This window comes from Pseudorhodobacter turbinis (assembly GCF_005234135.1).
In the GTDB taxonomy this organism is placed as follows: domain Bacteria; phylum Pseudomonadota; class Alphaproteobacteria; order Rhodobacterales; family Rhodobacteraceae; genus Pseudorhodobacter; species Pseudorhodobacter turbinis.
The window spans coordinates 632489-650633 of sequence record NZ_CP039965.1 but is presented as its reverse complement, the minus strand read 5'-3'; the positions used below and the strand labels follow the sequence as shown (position 1 = coordinate 650633).

The 18145-nt window shown below is 59.2% G+C and carries 19 protein-coding genes; 6 read left to right on the top strand and 13 right to left on the bottom strand.

Annotated elements, in window-relative coordinates; all coding sequences use genetic code 11:
* Window positions 1-46 precede the first annotated feature (46 nt).
* From EOK75_RS15490 to EOK75_RS15480, 3 genes are all read right to left on the bottom strand, one after another.
* The gene (locus EOK75_RS15490) at window positions 47-1822 is read right to left on the bottom strand and encodes an acyl-CoA dehydrogenase C-terminal domain-containing protein (protein WP_137194977.1); all 1776 of its coding nucleotides are present in this window, start codon (window positions 1820-1822) and stop codon (window positions 47-49) included.
* A gap of 26 nt (window positions 1823-1848) precedes the next feature.
* Entirely contained in the window at window positions 1849-2253 is a 405-nt protein-coding gene (locus tag EOK75_RS15485; protein ID WP_137194976.1) for a MerR family transcriptional regulator, read from the bottom strand.
* A gap of 154 nt (window positions 2254-2407) precedes the next feature.
* Window positions 2408-2773: a MerR family transcriptional regulator gene (locus EOK75_RS15480; RefSeq protein WP_137194975.1), complete on the bottom strand. Its 366-nt coding sequence runs from the start codon at window positions 2771-2773 to the stop codon at window positions 2408-2410.
* A gap of 114 nt (window positions 2774-2887) precedes the next feature.
* On the opposite strand from EOK75_RS15480, the gene EOK75_RS15475 reads away from it, so the two are divergent.
* The 4 genes from EOK75_RS15475 (at window position 2888) to EOK75_RS15460 (ending at window position 6931) form a co-directional block, all read left to right on the top strand.
* Complete coding sequence (locus EOK75_RS15475) at window positions 2888-3322, top strand: PaaI family thioesterase (RefSeq protein WP_137194974.1); 435 nt, start codon at window positions 2888-2890, stop codon at window positions 3320-3322.
* Window positions 3319-3828, top strand: a complete 510-nt coding sequence (locus EOK75_RS15470; protein ID WP_137194973.1) for a PaaI family thioesterase — start codon at window positions 3319-3321, stop codon at window positions 3826-3828. The genes EOK75_RS15475 and EOK75_RS15470 overlap by 4 nt, the downstream gene beginning before the upstream one ends.
* Before the next feature lie 11 nt (window positions 3829-3839).
* A complete protein-coding gene (locus tag EOK75_RS15465; RefSeq protein WP_137194972.1) occupies window positions 3840-5150 on the top strand; it encodes an MATE family efflux transporter in 1311 nt (436 codons plus the stop codon).
* Window positions 5151-5272: 122 nt separating this feature from the next.
* A complete protein-coding gene (locus EOK75_RS15460; RefSeq protein ID WP_137194971.1) occupies window positions 5273-6931 on the top strand; it encodes a BCCT family transporter in 1659 nt (552 codons plus the stop codon).
* Between the two features lie 63 nt (window positions 6932-6994).
* On the opposite strand, the gene EOK75_RS15455 is transcribed toward EOK75_RS15460, so the two are convergent.
* The 10 genes from EOK75_RS15455 to uraH all read right to left on the bottom strand — a co-directional run bounded on the left by EOK75_RS15455 (window position 6995) and on the right by uraH (window position 15728).
* Window positions 6995-7777, bottom strand: coding sequence for a TIGR02186 family protein (locus EOK75_RS15455; RefSeq protein WP_420821951.1), 783 nt, complete (start codon window positions 7775-7777; stop codon window positions 6995-6997).
* Window positions 7774-8694, bottom strand: a complete 921-nt coding sequence (locus EOK75_RS15450) for a sulfite exporter TauE/SafE family protein (protein ID WP_137194970.1) — start codon at window positions 8692-8694, stop codon at window positions 7774-7776. The genes EOK75_RS15455 and EOK75_RS15450 overlap by 4 nt, the downstream gene beginning before the upstream one ends.
* Window positions 8695-8866: 172 nt before the next feature.
* Complete coding sequence (locus EOK75_RS15445) at window positions 8867-9832, bottom strand: ABC transporter permease (protein WP_168199263.1); 966 nt, start codon at window positions 9830-9832, stop codon at window positions 8867-8869.
* Window positions 9832-10926 carry an ABC transporter permease gene (locus EOK75_RS15440; protein ID WP_137194968.1) on the bottom strand — a complete coding sequence of 365 codons (1095 nt, stop codon included), beginning with the start codon at window positions 10924-10926 and terminating at the stop codon, window positions 9832-9834. The genes EOK75_RS15445 and EOK75_RS15440 overlap by 1 nt, the downstream gene beginning before the upstream one ends.
* Window positions 10923-12491 (bottom strand): ABC transporter ATP-binding protein, encoded by a 1569-nt coding sequence (locus EOK75_RS15435; protein WP_137194967.1) that lies wholly within the window; start codon window positions 12489-12491, stop codon window positions 10923-10925. The genes EOK75_RS15440 and EOK75_RS15435 overlap by 4 nt, the downstream gene beginning before the upstream one ends.
* Window positions 12492-12493: 2 nt before the next feature.
* Entirely contained in the window at window positions 12494-13489 is a 996-nt protein-coding gene (locus EOK75_RS15430) for a BMP family lipoprotein (protein ID WP_137194966.1), read from the bottom strand.
* 169 nt (window positions 13490-13658) lie between these two features.
* The gene (locus tag EOK75_RS15425) at window positions 13659-14078 is read right to left on the bottom strand and encodes a GNAT family N-acetyltransferase (RefSeq protein ID WP_137194965.1); all 420 of its coding nucleotides are present in this window, start codon (window positions 14076-14078) and stop codon (window positions 13659-13661) included.
* Window positions 14079-14726, bottom strand: a complete 648-nt coding sequence (tsaB, locus tag EOK75_RS15420) for a tRNA (adenosine(37)-N6)-threonylcarbamoyltransferase complex dimerization subunit type 1 TsaB (RefSeq protein WP_137194964.1) — start codon at window positions 14724-14726, stop codon at window positions 14079-14081.
* Entirely contained in the window at window positions 14716-15276 is a 561-nt protein-coding gene (locus tag EOK75_RS15415) for a NifU family protein (RefSeq protein WP_137194963.1), read from the bottom strand. The genes tsaB and EOK75_RS15415 overlap by 11 nt, the downstream gene beginning before the upstream one ends.
* A gap of 92 nt (window positions 15277-15368) precedes the next feature.
* Entirely contained in the window at window positions 15369-15728 is a 360-nt protein-coding gene (gene uraH, locus EOK75_RS15410; RefSeq protein ID WP_137194962.1) for a hydroxyisourate hydrolase, read from the bottom strand.
* Between the two features lie 156 nt (window positions 15729-15884).
* On the opposite strand from uraH, the gene puuE reads away from it, so the two are divergent.
* Window positions 15885-17300, top strand: a complete 1416-nt coding sequence (gene puuE, locus EOK75_RS15405) for an allantoinase PuuE (RefSeq protein WP_137194961.1) — start codon at window positions 15885-15887, stop codon at window positions 17298-17300.
* Window positions 17297-18130 (top strand): bifunctional allantoicase/(S)-ureidoglycine aminohydrolase, encoded by an 834-nt coding sequence (locus EOK75_RS15400; RefSeq protein WP_137194960.1) that lies wholly within the window; start codon window positions 17297-17299, stop codon window positions 18128-18130. Before puuE ends, EOK75_RS15400 begins: the two co-directional genes overlap by 4 nt.
* The last annotated feature ends 15 nt before the right edge of the window (window positions 18131-18145 follow it).

Below are 18145 nucleotides of genomic sequence, written 5' to 3'. Positions count from 1 at the left end.
CTGGGGCGGGCCAAGTGGTCCACCGCCTGTTTCGCGGTATCTTACCCTAGAACGCATCCGCCGCCAGCGCCATCACAGGATCGGCGCCGCTTTCGATACGGGCCAGATGCATGCCGGTGGCGGGCAAATGGCGGGCCATATAGTAACGCCCCGTGGCGATTTTGGTTTCCAGAAACGCCTTGTCGCCGCTGCCAGCCGCAAGCCCGTCAAGTGCGGCCTTACCCATCCGCGCCCACATCAGGCCAAGGCAGACATGGCCCATCATATGCATGAAATCATAGGATCCGGCCAAGGCGTTATTGGGATTCTTGACGCCGTTTTGCATGAAATACATCGCCGCCGCCTGCAAATCCTTGGAGGCCGCCTTCAGCGGATCGGTGAAAGGTTTCATCTGCGCATCGTCTTGATGCTCTTTGATGAAAGTTTTAATAATCTCAAAGAAGGCCATGACATGTTTGCCACCGTCCTGCGCCAGTTTGCGGCCGACAAGGTCCAGCGCCTGAATGCCGTTCGCGCCTTCATAGATCTGGGCAATACGGGCATCGCGGACAAACTGGCTCATGCCGTTTTCCTCGATATAGCCGTGACCGCCCCAGATTTGCTGGGCCTGTACCGCCATCTCAAAACCCTTGTCGGTCTGGAACCCTTTGATGACCGGGGTCATCAGCGAGATCAGCCCCTCGGCCTCGGCATCCCCCATGCGCACCGAACGGTCAATCAGATGCGCCCCCCAGAAGGTAAAGGCGCGCGCCCCTTCGACAAAGGATTTCTGGTCCATCAGGGCGCGGCGGATATCGGGATGCACGATCAGCGGATCGGCGGCCCCATCGGGGTTTTTCGTACCCGTCACATCACGGCCCTGAAGCCGCTCACGGGCATAGACCACCGCGTTCTGATAGGCCGCCTCAGCCACGGCATAGCCCTGCAGGCCCACACCCAGACGCGCCTCGTTCATCATGGTGAACATGGCCTTCATACCCTTGTGCAAATCGCCCAAAAGCCAGCCTTTTGCCCCGTCGTAATTCATCACACAGGTGGCATTGCCGTGAATGCCCATCTTATGCTCGATGGATCCAACCGTGACGCCGTTGCGTTCGCCAAGAGAGCCATCCTCATTGACCAGAAACTTTGGCACGATGAACAGGCTGATGCCCTTTGTGCTTTCGCCGCCGCCGGGGGCTTTGGCCAGTACCAGATGGATGATGTTATCGGCCAGATCATGTTCGCCCGCCGAGATGAAGATCTTTTGGCCGGTGATCGCATAAGAGCCGTCGTCTTGTGGTTCGGCCTTGGTGCGCATCATGCCCAGATCGGTGCCTGCATGCGGCTCGGTCAGGTTCATGGTTCCGGTCCATTCACAGCTGACCATCTTGGGCAGATACATCGCCTTTTGCGCATCGGTCCCATGGGTGTGGATCGCGGAATAGGCGCCGTGGGTCAGGCCTTGATACATATTGAAGGCCATATTGGCGGAGACGAAAATCTCCCCCACTGCGGTGCCCATCAAGTAAGGCAGGCCCTGACCGCCGTATTCGGGATCACAGTCCAGCGCGGTCCAGCCGCCATCCTTCATCGCGGCAAAGGCGGCGTCAAACCCCTTGGGCGTCCGCACGGTACCGTTTTCCAACACGCAGCCCTCGGCATCGCCCGAGGCGTTCAGCGGGGCCAGCACATCACGCGCCACCTTGCCCGCCTCTTCCAGCACAGCAGAGGTGAAATCAGCCTCCAGATCCTCATATCCGGGGACACCTGTCGTGGTGACTTTCAGCACGTCTTGCAGCACGAACTGGATATCCTGAACGGGGGCGTTAAAGATGGGCATCGGAATCTCCCTTAAAGTAATGGCGGTTAAGCTGCGGATTTTTTGTCAGCCGTGGCATAGGCCTTGAACTGTTCTGCATTGTCAGCAAGCTCGCTCTTCAGCTCTGCGATAGCTTCAGTCAACTCTTCGCGCTGCTGTTCCATCTGGGCCAAACGGTCTTGGGCCAGCGTATAGGTTTGCATGAATTGCGTGCGCTCTGATCCTTCAAGGTCATACATGTCCAGCAATTGCCGGATATCTTCCAGACTGAAGCCAAACCGTTTGCCACGCAAGAGCAGCTCCAGGCGCACGCAGTCGCGGCGGGTGTACAGACGCTTGGTGCCTTCGCGCGTAGGAAAGATCAGCTCTTTCGTCTCATAAAAGCGCAAGGCGCGGGGCGTCACATTGAACTTATCGCACATTTCGCGGATGGTCATAGGTGTATCAGTCATCATTCTTCTTTCATCTGCCTAAAAGGATCGATTCCTCCTTCCTTTAGGTCACATGGGCAGCGTTGAGAATATGTTACCAGATGAATTGACGTAAGCGTCACCGTAACGTGACGTCAAAGACAACAATGACGTGGTGTCAGCCGGTTTTGGGTGCCTAAATCTCTGATGTGGCGGTGTCGCGCAGGGCGCGCAGGTCTGCGATGGTCACGTCAAGCTCGGCGTGTTGGCGCTCAAGGGCGGCCAACTGACGGTCGGCAAGGGCGACCCATGCCTCCAACTGCGGTTTGGTGCCCTGTTGGCGGTAGATCATCAACCACTGGCGGATTTCCTCAAGGCTGAAGCCAAAGCGGCGGCCACGCAGAATCAGGGTCATCCGTGCCACCTCACGCGGGCCGTACCAGCGGGCGCGGCCTTCCTTTTCGGGGGCGAGCAGTTCGATATACTCATAATACCGCAAGGTGCGCGGCGTTACATCAAACCTGGCGCACATTTCCTTGAAGCTCAGCTGGATCTCAGACATTGACGCATTCCCCCTAGGGCGAAGTTTAGGCTTTAGCGGGGCGTGTTGCAATCACCGGGCTTGCAGCTTGTGCCACAATGGGGAACATGTAAGGCAGCAAGGGAAAAGCCAATTATGACTGAGAGCAAGCAAGAGGTCCGCGACTTCATCGAGGCGCTGCCGCATCTGAAAGCACTGGGGATGGTGTTGGAGGCGCTGGAAGACGGGGTGGCGGTGGTTGCCATGCCCTATGACGCCCGTTTTATCGGGGACCCGGCGACGGGGGTTATCCACGGCGGTGCGGTTTCTGCCTTGATGGATACGGCCTCGGGGGCGGCGGTGATGTGCCATCCCAGCCAGCCTGCGTCCACCGCGACGATTGATCTGCGGATTGACTACATGCGTCCCGCCACGCCGGGCCAACGGATTACGGCGCGGGCGGAATGCTATCACATCACCCGCTCGGTCGCCTTTGTGCGGGTCATCACCACGGATGAGGATAAATCCCGCCCCGTGGCCACCGCAACCGGCGCCTTCACGATCGAGCGTGCGAAGGGAGACAATAAATGACCCGCAAACCTACGCCCGAGCCGGTACAAATCGTCAAGGGACGCCGCGATGCCGCCCTTGGCCGTTTGGTTGATGGCGTGCCCTATATCCAGTTCCTCGGTATTCAGTTTGACCGCCGCGGAGACGAGCTGACAGCCGTGCTGCCATTTTCCGAAAAGCTGATCGGCAACCCCTCGCTGCCAGCCATTCATGGTGGTGTTACGGCCGCCTTTCTGGAAGTCGCAGCGATTATCGAGCTGAGCTGGTCAACCCAGTGGGAACAGATGGAGGATGGCACCTTGGACCCTGCGGCCGGCGGGTTGATGGCACTGCCCAAAACCATTGATTTCTCGGTCGACTACCTGCGTTCGGGGTTGCCACGGGATTCCTACGCCCGCGCGCGGATTAATCGTTCCGGTCGGCGATATGCCTCGGTGCATGTAGAGGCGTGGCAGGACAATCGCAGCCGGTTGTTTGCGCAGGCAACGGGGCACTTCCTGATGCCGTTGCGCGCTGACGAACCATAGGTCCAAGGCGGATGCAGGTGATAACCCATGCCCGCGTCATGCGGGTTGCCGTGCCGATTGTGCTGGCGAATGTCACCGTGCCATTGCTGGGGGCGGTCGATACGGCCGTGGTTGGGCAGATCGGGCTGGCGGCACCTATCGGGGCAGTGGGGCTGGGGGCGATCATCCTGTCGTCGGTCTATTGGATCTTTGGCTTTTTGCGGATGGGCACCACGGGGCTGACCTCACAAGCGCTTGGTGCGGGCAATACCGCCGAGGTGACGGCGATCTTGTTGCGTGCGCTGATGATCGGCGGGGCGGCGGGGGTGTTCTTTATCCTTGTGCAATGGCCGCTGTTTCATGGCGCGCTTTGGCTTTCACCCGGGAGTATGGATGTCGAAAGCCTGACGCAAAGCTATCTGCAGCTGCGGATTTGGGGCGCGCCGGCCACGATTGCGCTTTATGCCGTGACCGGCTGGCTGATCGCGACCGAACGCACAAAGGCGGTGCTGATCTTGCAGATCTGGATCAACGGGGTGAATATCGCGCTGGACCTGTGGTTTGTGCTTGGCCTTGGTTGGGGCGTTGAAGGGGTGGCGATTGCCACGCTGATTGCGGAATGGACGGGCCTTACCTTTGGTCTTTGGCTGTGCCGCAGCGCCTTTGGGGCCGCCCTCGCCCCCGCCATGGCGCGGCTTCGCGATAGCGCGGCCTTGCGGCATATGGCGTCGGTGAATGGCGATATCATGATCCGGTCCATCTTGTTGCAAATCAGCTTTACCAGCTTTCTGTTTCTTGGCGCGGGCCTTGGGGATGTAACCTTGGCCGCCAATCAGGTGCTGATGCAGTTCTTGACGATTGCGGCGTTTTTCCTTGACGGTTTTGCCTTTGCTGCCGAGGCGCTGGTGGGTCAGGCTGTTGGCGCGCGCTCGGTCAAGGCGGCGCGGCGGGCCTCATTGGTCAGTTCGCAATGGGGGGTGGGATCGGTTCTGGCGCTGTCGCTGGTCTATCTTGTGACCGGTCCCGCCCTGATCGATGTGATGACCACCGCCCCCGAAGTACGCCTTGTAGCGCGCGAGTTCTTGCCGTGGCTGGTGCTGGCACCGGTTCTGGGCGTGGCGGCTTGGATGCTGGACGGCATTTTTATCGGTGCCACCCTGACGCGGGAAATGCGCCAGGCGATGCTGGTTTCGGTTGCCGCTTACGGGGTGGCGCTGGCGGTTTTGGTGCCGCTTTGGGGCAATCACGGACTGTGGGCGGCGCTGATGGTGCTTAATATCGTGCGGGGCGTTACGATGTGGCGCAAATGGCCATTGGTCGAAGAAAAGGCCGTTGGGGGTTAAATTCTGTAGCGAACCGTGGCAAAAGGCCGCAAAATGAAAAAGAGCAGTCGTATTTCGCCCGAACGCAACAGGGTGGGCCGTTCAAGCTGCCAGATGGAACGTTAACAGAAAAGGAAGTTGCGATGACGTCAGTTCAAGACGACCCAGACAACACTCCCGAAATTGAGCCCATTCCCGAACCGGAAGGCGTGACTGAAATTATCGAAACCGATTTTGAGATCGGTCAGGATAACGTCGCCGGTGAACGCTTTTTCGCGTTTGATATCCATAATCCGGTCTTCCCGCTCTCGGCACTTATGATCGTCTTGTTCACCGTGTGCACGATCATCTTTCAGACAGAGCTGGAGCCGGTATTCACCTCGCTGCGCAATACGCTGACGACCAATCTTGACTGGTTCTTCATCGCATCGGGCAATGTGTTTGTGCTGCTGTGCCTCTATTTGATCGTATCGCCTTTGGGTAAAGTTCGTTTGGGTGGTCCGCTGGCCACGCCGGATTACGGCTATGCAGGTTGGTTCGCGATGCTGTTTGCGGCGGGCATGGGCATTGGCCTGATGTTCTACGGTGTATCAGAGCCGATGTCGCATTACTCCAGCGCATTCGGCGGTGTGACCATCGGCGAGGATGGCCTGCGCACCGACTGGGCGCCGCTTGGCGGGGCTGCGGGCGATGTCGACGGCGCGCGCCGTCTGGGCATGGCCGCGACCATCTTCCACTGGGGCCTGCACCCTTGGGCGATCTATGCGGTTGTGGCACTGGCCCTATCGCTTTTCGCCTATAACAAGGGCCTTCCATTGACCTTGCGTAGCTGCTTTTACCCGATCTTCGGGGAAAAGGTTTGGGGCTGGCCGGGGCACCTTGTGGATGTACTTGCGGTCTTTGCAACCATCTTCGGTCTTGCGACGTCCCTTGGGATTGGCGCGCAGCAAGCGGCAGCCGGGCTTGATTTCCTCTTTGGCTTTGGCACCTCGAACGGGATGCTGATCTTCCTGATCATCTTCATCACGCTGATCGCAATTGGCTCTGTTGTTCGCGGTCTTGATGGCGGGGTGAAAATCCTGTCAGAGTTGAATATCGGCCTTGCAGCCATTTTGCTGCTGTTCATCATCATCGTTGGCCCGACAATGCAGATCATCAAGGACTTCTTCAGTAACCTTGGTGCCTACCTGCAATATCTGCCCGCACTTTCCAACCCGATCGGCCGTGAGGATGCGAACTTCACCTCGGGCTGGACGGCGTTCTATTGGGCTTGGTGGATCAGCTGGTCACCTTTCGTTGGCATGTTTATCGCCCGCGTCAGCCGTGGCCGGACCGTGCGTGAGTTCCTGATTGCCGTGTTGATCGTGCCGACCATTCTGTCGGTGCTGTGGATGACGGCGCTTGGGGGTACGGGGATTTCGCAACTGGTGAACGACGGGTTTACCGGCGTGCAGGATGCAGCCCTTGAGCTGAAGCTGTTCCAGATGTTGACCCAACTGCCGCTGACGGGGATTACTTCGGTCATCGGGATTGTGCTTGTGATCGTGTTCTTCGTCACTTCCTCTGACAGTGGCAGCCTTGTGATCGATACGATTGCAGCCGGGGGCAAAGTGAATGCACCCTTGCCACAGCGTATCTTTTGGGCGTCGTTTGAGGGGCTGGTTGCGATAGCATTGCTTGTGGGCGGCGGTCTTGCGGCCTTGCAGGCCATGGCGGTTTCCACCGGCTTGCCGTTCACCTTCGTGCTTTTGGCAGCATGCTACGCGATCGTAAAAGGGCTTCAGGCAGAAGTGAAAGCCTGATCCTTACGGGATAAAGCAAGAAACGGCGCGGGGGGATCCTCCGCGCCGTTTTGCATTGGGGGGTTAGCGGCGCAGCAATCCGAAGGCCGCCGAGGCGCCCCAGCCCGCGGCAACCGCCAGAACCAGCGACAAGAGCCCGTAGATCAGCGGTTGTTCATGGGCGAGGTTGTGGATCCAGCGCTCAAACCCGTCTTTGTTGACGGTGATAATCTCTTCGTGTTTGTCGACCACATTGCCGTCACGGGTGATGAACAGACGCACCTTATACTCCCCCTCAACCAGATTGGCGGGCAGGGCAACATCGGCGCGAAACAGCGTGGATTGCAAAAGATCGACAGAGCTTTCGGCAAGGCTGTAATCGAGGTTCTCTTTGCGTATCCGGATCAGCGCATCCAGAAATACCGGCGCATCGGCGGCCTCGGCTGCGGTGCCAACAGCGCGGATCGCGCTGGGAATTGTGATTTGATGGCGCAGATCCTCGGTCGCTGACAGGGCCTCGGACAGCGGGGCAGAGGAGGCGATAGCATAAAAGCTGGGCGCACGGCCGATGGTCACCGAATCCACATTCATCCAGATGCCAAACCGCCGCTCCTTGCGCCGCACCGTCAGCGGGCCAGAGGGGCCTTGGACAGTGGCAATCACCTGCAACGGCGAACCGCTGGGAATAGGCACCTCCCGCCGTACCGCGCCATAGATCAAAATCTCGGAGCCGGTGAAATTGGCCGTGATCGCCACAAGGTTCTGGCTTAGGCCGGCGACGATCGTCTCACCGGTACCCACGGGGTCGTCGGCGGCCTGCAACGGCAGCGACATCGCAAACAGGCACAAGAGCGCGTGCAGCTTCATGGGAACCTCCCCGGCGCGATGGAGTATAGCTCATCCGGGGTAAGAAGCAGGCCAAGAGCTATGCGCAGGCACACGGCCAGCACCATCAGCGCCAGCAAAATGCGCAATTGTTCAGCCCGTAGCATCAACCCGATCCGCGATCCGATCTGCGCGCCAACAACCCCGCCGAGGATCAGCAGCAGGGCCAGCACCATATCAACCGTCTGGCTGGTGACGGCATGCATGACGGTGGTAAAGGCGGTCACGAAAAGCACCTGAAACAGCGAGGTGCCGACGACGACCTTGGTGGGCATACCCAGTAGGTAAATCATGGCAGGCACCATGATAAAACCGCCGCCAACGCCCATGATCGCCGATAAAAACCCGACCGCAGCCCCTGCCACCAAGGGCGGAATGACCGAAATATACAGCCCTGAGGCCCGAAATTTCATCTTCAGCGGCAGCTTGTGGACCGAATAATGCACGTGGGAACGCCGGATCGGGGCATTAGGTTTGCGGGCGCGCAGCAAGGCGCCAAGGCTTTCCTTGAACATCATGGCACCGATCAGACCCAAAAACAGCACATAGGAAAGCTGCACAAAAAGGTCGATCTGGCCCAAGGTCGTGAGCCATGCAAATACCCAAATCCCAAGCGCAGACCCCGCCAGACCACCGGCAAGCAGCACCATCCCCATGCGGAAATCCACGGCCTTGCGTTTGAGCTGCGCCAACACCCCCGAGACAGAGGAGGCAACCACAAGGTTCGCCCCCGTCGCCACGGCAACGGCCGGCGGGATACCCATAAAAAACAGCAATGGCGTGATGATAAAACCACCGCCAACCCCGAACATACCTGACAACACCCCAACAATCCCGCCCAAGCCAAACAGGACGAGAGCGTTTACGGATAGTTCTGCGATTGGCAGGTAAAGCTGCATATCATGCTCGGGCAGAGGTGGCAGGGGCGGCGTTACGGGCGCGCGGCGAAGGGCGGGTCAGTAGTTTCCAAGGATTGCGCTGCTTAGGGGGGGATGTCAAACCCCCGTGCAAATGAATTGTTGCTTTGATCCGGCGTGTCGGATTTTTGCCCACGCAAATACAATCGCGGGTTCATCGCTCTTTGATATAGGGCTCTCCGCCGGCGCGGGGCGGGGTGGCCTTGCCGATAAAGCCTGCAAGGATCACCACGGTCAGCACATAAGGCAGGGCTTGCATGAATTGCGCGGGCAAAGTGATGACGCCGAACTCGATGCTTGGGAAACGGTTGCCGACTGCCTCCAGAAACCCGAAAAGCAGGGTCGCACCCAAGGCATACCACGGCCGCCATTTGGCAAAGATCAACGCAGCCAAGGCGATATAACCGCGCCCCGCCGTCATCTCTTTGCCAAAGCCTGCCGCCAGCCCCAGCGCAAGATAGGCCCCCGCTAAACCGCAAAGCACACCGCAAATCGCCACCGCCGCATAGCGGATGCCGGTGACAGACACCCCTGCGGTATCCACCGCCGCCGGGTTTTCCCCCACGGCGCGCAGCCGCAGGCCGAACCGCGTACGGTACAACAGCCAAGCCGAGGCGGGCACACAGGCGATGGCAATATAGACCAGCGCGCTGTGGCCGGAGATCATCTCGGCATAGATTGGCCCGATGAAGGGTAGCGGTGCAATTACATCGGCAAAAGGCAGTGTGATTGGGCCAAAACGGGCATCGCCAGTCAGCGCCGGTGTCCGCCCCCCTAGGCCAAACCAATTCTGCCCCAGCAGAACAGTCAGGCCAGAGGCCAGAAAGTTGATCGCAACGCCGGAAATAAGCTGGTTGCCGCGAAAGGTGATCGCCGCCAGCCCGTGTATCCCCGCCATCAAAAGCGAGGCAAAGATACCGGCCAGAACGCCCAGCCAGACCGAGCCGGTCACCGCCGCCACCGACCCTGACAGAAAGGCCGCCGCAAGCATCTTGCCCTCTAGCCCGATGTCAAACACACCGGCGCGTTCCGAAAACAGGCCCGCAAGGCAGGCAAACAGCAAAGGTGTTGCCAGCCGGATAGAGCTGTCCAAAATCTGGATGAGGGTTGCGAAATCCATCACGCTTTCCCCTTTTGAAACAACAAAAACAGACCGGCCACCGGACGGCGCACCATATCATCCAATGCCCCCGTAAACAGGATCACCAGCGCCTGAATAACGATAATCAGCTCTCGCGGGATGCTGGTCCAAAGCGCAAGCTCTGCCCCGCCTTGATAGAGGAACCCGAACAAAAGCGCGGCCAAAAGCACGCCGACCGGGTGACTGCGCCCCATCAAGGCCACGGCGATGCCGATGAACCCGGCCCCCTCGACCGAGTTCAAGAGCAATCGGCCTGCCTCCCCCATCACGGTGTTGATCGCCATCATCCCCGATAAGCCACCGGAAATCAGCATGGCATACATCGTCATGCGAACGGGGTTTATCCCCGCGTAAACGCTGGCCTTTTCTGATTTCCCAAAGGCACGTAGCTGATAGCCGAGCCGCGTACGCCACATCAGCAACCAGACACCCACACATGATGCCAGCGCGATCAGCAGGCTGATATTGGCGGGGTTGCGATTGTTGAAGGGGATGCCTACCAGCGCCAGAATGTCGTTCAGCCGCGGTAGGCGCATCGCATCGCCAAACCGTGCCGAGGCGCTATCCAGCGCGCCCTCGGGCCGCAGCACATTGACCAACAAATAGACCAGAAGGGCCGAGGCGATGAAGTTGAACATGATGGTGGTAATCACCACATGGCTGCCGCGCTTGGCCTGCAAATAGGCCGGAATAGCCGCCCAAGCCGCGCCAAACAGTGCCGAGGCAAAAACCGCCGCAATCAGCGCCAGCGACCAATGCGGCCAAGGGATGAAAAGGCAGGCCAGCGCCACGCCAAGCCCGCCAAGGGTGGCTTGCCCCTCACCGCCGATATTGAACAAGCCTGCTTGAAATGCGACCGAAACAGCAAGGCCGGTAAAGATGAAATTGGTCGCGTAATACAGCGTATATCCCCAGCCATAGGTAGAGCCGAGCGCCCCCGTGACCATCAGTTTCATCGCGGCGACAGGGTCCTCGCCAATCGCAAGGATAACGAGGCCCGAGATGATGAAGGCAATCAGCAGGCTGATCAGCGGCACCAAAATCGCATCGGCCCATTTCGGCATTGCGGTCATTTTACCACCCCAGCCATCAACAGGCCTAATTCGCGTTCATTCGTGATCTTCGGGTCCCGTTCCCCCATGATCCGCCCGTCAAACATCACGGCGATCCGGTCTGACAGGCTCATGATCTCGTCCAGCTCGACCGAAACCAAAAGCACCGCTTTGCCGGCATCACGCAGGGCGACGATTTGTTTGTGGATGAATTCAATCGCGCCGATATCAACCCCGCGCGTCGGCTGCCCGACAAGCAACAACTCGGGGTTGCGGTCCATCTCCCGGGCGACGACCAGCTTTTGCTGGTTCCCGCCGGAAAAGTTCTTTGAGGCCAGTGTCGGGATCGGCGGGCGCACGTCATAGCGCTCCATCTTGTCGACGGTATCGGCGCGGATGGCATCATTGTCCATCAGCAAGCCAGAGCGTTGATACTCCGGCGCGTGGTGATAGCCGAAGGCCACGTTTTCCCATGCAGAGAAATCCATGATCAGGCCCAGATGCTGCCGGTCCTCGGGCACATGGGCAATGCCACGCGCGCGGCGGGATTGACCATCGGCCGTGGCATTGAGCGCGATCTCTTGCCCGTTCAGCCGCACGGTGCCCTCGCCGCGCGCGATGCCGGCAAGAACTTCCAGAAGCTCGGATTGGCCGTTGCCCGCAACACCGGCAATACCCAAAATCTCTCCGGCTCGGATGGTCAGGGACACGCCTTTTAGGCGTTCCACACCGGCATCATCGCGCACCCGCAGGCCTTCCACCTCCAACACCATCTCGCCGGGCGTGGCGGGCGCCTTTTCGACCGAAAGTAAAACCTTGCGCCCGACCATCAGCTCTGCCAGCTCCTCCGGTGAGGTGTCGGCGGTTTTCACGGTGGCGGTCATCTGGCCGCGGCGCATAACGGAAACCGTGTCGGTGATCTCCATGATCTCGCGCAGTTTGTGGGTGATCAGGATCACGGTTTTCCCCTGATCTCTCAACCCGTTGAGGATGCGAAACAACTGGTCTGCCTCGGCAGGGGTCAGCACGCCTGTAGGCTCATCCAGAATCAGAATATCGGCTTGGCGGTACAGCGCCTTGAGGATTTCCACGCGCTGTTGGTGGCCAACGGAAAGATCCTCGACCACGGCATCAGGATCGACGTCAAGCTCATATTCCCGCGCCAGATCGGCCAGCGATTTGCGCGCCTTAGCCATGGCCCCGCGCAAAAGCGCACCGCCCTCGGCCCCCAAAATCACATTTTCCAAAACTGTAAAATTTTGCACCAGTTTGAAGTGCTGGAACACCATCCCGATACCTGCGCGAATGGCGCTTTGGCTGTCAGGGATGGGGGTGAGATTGCCCGAGATATAAATTTCTCCGGCGTCGGCCTTGTAGAAGCCGTAAAGGATTGACATCAAAGTCGATTTTCCGGCCCCGTTTTCCCCGATAATACCGTGGATGGACCCTTTTGCGACCTGGATCGAGATGTCCTTATTGGCCTGCACCGGCCCGAAAGCCTTTGATATCCCGCGCAGCTCAATGGCGAGAGAGGCCGAAGCTGGGGCGGCAATTTCCTGCCGCCCCGAGGATTCCACTGCTGCCATTCTTAGAACGAAACGGCGGGGCAGGTATTGTCGGTGTAGTAGTCGTGGACGATCAGCTCACCCGATGCGATTTTGGCGGCGGCGGCATCCACGGCGGTCATCATGTCCTCGGAGATCAGGTCTTTGTTGTTTTCGTCCAGCGCATAGCCGACACCTTGGGCCGCAAGGTTCATATTGACCGCGCCGGTTTCCACTGCGTCACCAGCCTTGAAGGCTTCATAAACCGCGTTATCAACCCGCTTGAGCATGGATGTCAGAACCTTGCCGGGGTGCAGGTGATTTTGGTTGCTGTCAACGCCGATGGACAGGATGTCAGCATCCGCTGCCGCTTGCAAAACACCCATGCCGGTGCCGCCCGCTGCTGCAAAAATCACATCCGCGCCTTGGCTGATCTGCGATTTCGCCAATTCGCCGCCCTTTACCGGGTCATTCCATGCCGCACCGGTGTTGCCGGTCATATTGGCGATGACGGTCGCATCGGGTATCACGGCCTTCACGCCTTGCGCATAGCCGCAGCCGAACTGGCGGATCAACGGGATATCCATGCCGCCGATAAAGCCGACAGTGTTGGACTCGGATGCCATCGCCGCCAGCATCCCCACAAGGTATGAACCCTCATGTTCGGCAAACATCACAGAGCGCACATTGGGTTGTTCGACCACGCCATCGATCAGCACGAATTTGGTGTCGGGAAAATCCGGGGCGACGGTGTTCAACGTCTCAATGTTCGAAAAGGACATGACGACGATCGGATTGGCACCGGTTTCGGCCATGCGACGTACGAATTGTTCACGCTGTGCTTCGGATTGCATCTCCAGCTCTTTATAAGAGCCGCCGGTTTCCTTGGCCCAACGCTGCGCGCCCTCATAGGCGGATTCGTTGAAGGATTTGTCGAATTTGCCTCCGAGGTCGAAGATCAGTGCCGGATCGGCCAAAGCCGCGCCTGCAGTCAGGGCGATGGTCGCAGTGGCCGCGGCGAAATGTTTCATGAGGCTCATTTGTCGTCTCCCGTTTGGATTCTTTGCCATCCCCAGAATCCTTTGCGGACGGGGGGATGGGCTATGATTAAATTTGGGCGCGATTGGGGTGGGGGGTCAATAGGAATATGACGCTAGCACGCGCTAATTGGGCGTGCAGCCAAGTTTAGGCAGGCTTTGGTGCGCAGAGTTAGGCAGATGGCGCAAGGGAAAGGCGCATCACCAATGCATCTATGCGCGCGCCGTGGGGGGCCTCGAAGTAGCGCGGCCTGCGGCCGACCTCGGCGTAGCCCAGCGAAAGATAAAGTGCGATTGCGGCGTTGTTATCTTCGGCCACCTCCAGAAAGGCGGTATCGGCAGCTGGTCGGGCAGCGTCGTGGAAGGCCGTCATCAAGCTGCGCGCATGGCCCTTGCGCCTGAAATCCGGGGCCACAGCAAGCGTCAGAACCTCTGCCTCACCGGCCAAAGCGCGACCCATCACAAAGCCGCGCGCATCACCGCGGATAAAGGTGCCGGGGCTTTCGATAAGTGCGGCAAAAGCTTGGGCAGACCACGGTGGCGGTGTGGTGAAGCTGCGGGCGTGAAGTATGGCCAGATCGTCGGGGGTCATCTAGGCGTCCAGAATGACGGGCGGCGGATCGCTGGGCGGGGCGGCATCGGCTGCGCGAAGGTAGAACGGCGCGGGCAGGGGGGCGCCCTTTGCTACCTTTTGCGCACCGACAAAGGCCAGCGCGCGGATCCGCGCAAGCGGGTCGGGGCAGATGATCGCGCGGTCCGTCTCTGGCCAGTCGCCGATGGGCTGCACGTTCGGCGCGGGCCAGAAATCGGCATCTTCGGGCTTTGCCTCGCGGATCGGGCCAAGCGGCGCGCCTGCGTCAAAGTCCTGCACATAAAGCGCGTTGCGAGTGGCCGGTGTTGCCACGCGGATGCGGGTGGTTTGCCCATTGGCGAGGGCTTCGGTGCTGGTCACCCCAACGGCGGGCACACCCAGCCCGAGGGCAAGACCGCGCGCCGCAGCGACAGAAATTCGGATGCCGGTGAAATTTCCGGGGCCGACGCCCACGGCCAGCGCGCCGAGATCACGCCAGTTTCGCCCGACCGAGGTTAGCATTTCCTCAATAAGGGGCATTAGGCGTTCGGCTTGGCCTTTGGCCATAGGCTCGCGTGCTTCGGCGATGATTTCACCGCGCCATAGCAAAGCGGCCGCGCAATGCGCGGCCGATGTATCAAAGGCCAGAAGGGGTCGATCAAGCGGCAACGGGCCGCACCTCCAGCACCTCGGGGATGTAATGGCGCAGCAGGTTTTCAATGCCCATTTTCAGCGTCAGCGTAGAGGAAGGGCATCCCGCGCAAGCGCCCTGCATATGCAGGTAAACAACGCCGCGTTCAAAGCCGTGAAAGGTGATGTCGCCACCATCTTGGGCCACGGCAGGGCGTACCCGCGTGTCCAGAAGCTCTTTGATCTGGGCCACGATGTCGCCATCCTCGCCGCTATGCTCGGCATGGCCAGAGGCGGCTTGCTCACCCTCAATCACGGCGGCGCCGGATTGGTAGTGTTCCATAATCGCGCCCAGAATTGCGGGCTTGATATGGTTCCAATCGGCAGCATCCGTCTTGGTCACGGTCACAAAGTCATTGCCAAAGAAAACGCCAGCAACATCACCCGCCGCAAAGATGCGCCGTGCGAGAGGGGATTTTTCGGCAGCCTCAGCAGAAGGAAAGTCTGCGGTTCCCATATCCAGCACGGTTTGGCCGGGAAGGAACTTTAATGTCGCCGGGTTCGGCGTGGATTCGGTCTGGATGAACATTTTATATCTCCGACAGTTCCAGTCAGATATGCGCCCTAAACCCCGACAAGTCAAGGTTTAGAACGTTTCTAAATTCGGGCGTGCGCCAAGCTTTAGCTTCCGCGGTAGGTCGAATAGGCAAAAGGCGAAATGAGCAGCGGCACATGGTAATGGGCGTCGGCATCCGGCACGCCAAAGCGGATCGGGATTTCATCCAGAAACAACACGCCGTCACCGGCCTGCCCGCTGGCACGCAGATAATCACCGGCGCAAAAGACCAGCTCATATTCGCCAACCGTCAGCGCGGCCCCTGCCAGCATTGGCGCATTGGTGCGACCGTCTTCATTGGTAACGGTTTCGGTGACCTTTGCATGGCCTTCGCCGGAGACACGGTAAAGCGTGATTTTCACCCCCGCAGCAGGTTTGCCCCGCGCGGTATCGAGCACATGCGTCGTCAGTTTGCCTGCCGCCATTATTGTTCTCCCTTAAAATTACGCTGTAATTGTGCAGGATTGTCGCGCTGGTTACGATCTCTTATTTGTGTTAAAAGTCTTTCATAATTTATTTGTGAATAACGGGAGACTATTCGCTTTATACTAACACACAGAATTGGAAGAATGAGGCGTTTTGTGAACAGATATCCGCGCAATATGACAGGTTACGGGGCCAACCCGCCTGATGCTCAATGGCCAAAGGGCGCGAAGATTGCAGTCTCCTTGGTGCTGAATTACGAAGAAGGTGGTGAGAACAACATTCTGCACGGCGATGCCGGGTCAGAGGCGTTCCTGTCCGATGTTGCCGGAGCGGCGCCCTGGCCGGGCAAGCGCCATTGGAACATGGAATCGATCTATGATTATGGCGCACGGGCTGGGTTCTGGCGGTTGCACCGTTTGTTCACCTCACGCGATATTCCCGTAACAATTTACGGCGTGGCCACGGCCCTTGCGCGCAACCCAGAGCAGGTCGCTGCGATGAAGGCGGCCGATTGGGAAATCGCCTCGCACGGGTTGAAATGGGTCGAACACAAAGACATGCCCGAGGATGAGGAACGTGCCGCGATCACAGAGGCCGTTCGCCTGCACACCGAGGTTGTCGGCACCCGCCCACGCGGTTGGTACACGGGCCGTTGCTCGGTCAATACCGTGCGTCTGGTCGCCGAAGAGGGCGGCTTTGACTGGATCGCGGACACTTATGACGACGACCTGCCGCATTGGATGGAATTTGGCGACCGTGACCAGCTTATCATCCCCTATACCCTAGAGGCGAACGACATGCGTTTCGCCACGGCACCGGGCTATATCGAGGGGCAGCAGTTCTTTCAGTACCTCAAGGACAGCTTCGACGTGCTTTACGCCGAGGGTGAGGCGGGGGCGGCCAAGATGTTTTCCATCGGGCTGCATTGCCGGTTGATCGGGCGTCCGGGCAAAATCGCGGGGCTGATGCGCTTCCTCGATTATGCCCAAGGGCATGAGGGCGTGTGGTTCCCGCGCCGGATGGATATCGCCGATCATTGGGCGGCCATCCATCCGCACCAGCGCTTTGAGCGCCCCAGCGAAATGGATGCGCAGAGCTTCGTCGCCAAATTCGGCACCATCTTCGAACATTCCCCCTGGATCGCCGAACGCGCGCATGGGTTGGAGCTGGGCCCCGCGCATGACAGTGCGGTGGGTGTGCATAATGCGTTGTGCCGGATGTTCCGCTCTGCGTCATATGAGGAACGTCTGGGCGTTTTGATGGCCCACCCCGACCTTGCAGGCAAGCTGGCCGCAGCCAAGTGCCTGACCGCAGAAAGCACCGCCGAACAGGCGAGCGCCGCGCTCGATTCGCTGACGGATGCGGAACGCGAAACCTTTCAGGCGCTCAATACCGAATATGTCGCCAAACACGGCTTTCCTTTTATCATTGCCGTGCGTGACAATACCAAAGACAGCATCCTTGCCGCGTTCAAAACCCGTATCGGCCATGACACGCAAACCGAATTCACCACCGCCTGCGCCCAGGTTGAACGTATCGCGGAACTGCGCCTGAAGGACATCCTGCCATGACCGGATATTTTGCCCCCAAAGGTGGTTTGCCACCGCAAACCCAATTGATGACCGGCCGCGCGGTGTTTACCGATGCCTATGCCTTTATCCCGCAAGGGGTGTTTTCCGATATCGTCACCAGCTTTTTGCCGGGCTGGGAGAAAACGCGCCTCTGGATCATCGCGCGCCCGATGACCGGCTTTTCGGAAACCTTCAGCCAATATGTGATGGAGGTCGCACCGGGCGGCGGTTCTGACCTGCCAGAGAATGACGACGCTGTACAATCGGTCTTGTTCATGACCGAAGGGGGTGCGGATCTGACCGTTGAGGGTAAATCTTACGCGCTGACCTCGGGCAGCTATGCCTATATTCCGGCGGGCAGCAAATGGGCGTTGCACAACACCGGCGCTGGGAACGCGTGTTTCCACTGGATCCGCAAGATTTATGAGCCCGCACCGGGCGTTGACCGGCCTGATGTGCTGGTGCTGAACGACAAGGACATCACCCCCACCCCGATGCCCGACACCAACGGTGCTTGGGCCACGACCCGCTTTGTCGACCCCAATGATTTGCGCCATGATATGCATGTGACCGTGGTCACTTTTCAGCCCGGCGGCGTTATCCCCTTTGAGGAAACCCATGTGATGGAGCACGGGCTTTATGTGCTGGAGGGCAAGGCTGTCTATAAGCTCAACCAAGATTGGGTGGAGGTTGAGGAAGGTGATTTCATGTGGCTGCGCGCCTTTTGCCCGCAGGCCTGTTACGCCGCAGGGCCCGGCCCGTTCCGCTACCTGCTTTACAAAGACGTGAACCGCCACGCCAATTTGCGCGGGCCACTGAACCCGCGCTGAAATCAACTGTTGCCC

Coding starts and splice junctions, on each gene's coding strand:
- EOK75_RS15455 (WP_420821951.1), bottom strand. CDS start 7,777: ATGAAGCTGCACGCGCTCTTGTGCCTGTTTGCGATGTCGCTGCCGTTG.
- EOK75_RS15435 (WP_137194967.1), bottom strand. CDS start 12,491: ATGGCAGCAGTGGAATCCTCGGGGCGGCAGGAAATTGCCGCCCCAGCT.
- EOK75_RS15425 (WP_137194965.1), bottom strand. CDS start 14,078: ATGACCCCCGACGATCTGGCCATACTTCACGCCCGCAGCTTCACCACA.
- EOK75_RS15415 (WP_137194963.1), bottom strand. CDS start 15,276: ATGTTCATCCAGACCGAATCCACGCCGAACCCGGCGACATTAAAGTTC.
- EOK75_RS15400 (WP_137194960.1), top strand. CDS start 17,297: ATGACCGGATATTTTGCCCCCAAAGGTGGTTTGCCACCGCAAACCCAA.
- EOK75_RS15450 (WP_137194970.1), bottom strand. CDS start 8,694: ATGCAGCTTTACCTGCCAATCGCAGAACTATCCGTAAACGCTCTCGTC.
- EOK75_RS15470 (WP_137194973.1), top strand. CDS start 3,319: ATGACCCGCAAACCTACGCCCGAGCCGGTACAAATCGTCAAGGGACGC.
- EOK75_RS15475 (WP_137194974.1), top strand. CDS start 2,888: ATGACTGAGAGCAAGCAAGAGGTCCGCGACTTCATCGAGGCGCTGCCG.
- EOK75_RS15480 (WP_137194975.1), bottom strand. CDS start 2,773: ATGTCTGAGATCCAGCTGAGCTTCAAGGAAATGTGCGCCAGGTTTGAT.
- EOK75_RS15465 (WP_137194972.1), top strand. CDS start 3,840: ATGCAGGTGATAACCCATGCCCGCGTCATGCGGGTTGCCGTGCCGATT.
- EOK75_RS15485 (WP_137194976.1), bottom strand. CDS start 2,253: ATGACTGATACACCTATGACCATCCGCGAAATGTGCGATAAGTTCAAT.
- EOK75_RS15460 (WP_137194971.1), top strand. CDS start 5,273: ATGACGTCAGTTCAAGACGACCCAGACAACACTCCCGAAATTGAGCCC.
- EOK75_RS15490 (WP_137194977.1), bottom strand. CDS start 1,822: ATGCCCATCTTTAACGCCCCCGTTCAGGATATCCAGTTCGTGCTGCAA.
- uraH (WP_137194962.1), bottom strand. CDS start 15,728: ATGGCGGCAGGCAAACTGACGACGCATGTGCTCGATACCGCGCGGGGC.
- EOK75_RS15445 (WP_168199263.1), bottom strand. CDS start 9,832: ATGGATTTCGCAACCCTCATCCAGATTTTGGACAGCTCTATCCGGCTG.
- EOK75_RS15430 (WP_137194966.1), bottom strand. CDS start 13,489: ATGAGCCTCATGAAACATTTCGCCGCGGCCACTGCGACCATCGCCCTG.
- EOK75_RS15440 (WP_137194968.1), bottom strand. CDS start 10,926: ATGACCGCAATGCCGAAATGGGCCGATGCGATTTTGGTGCCGCTGATC.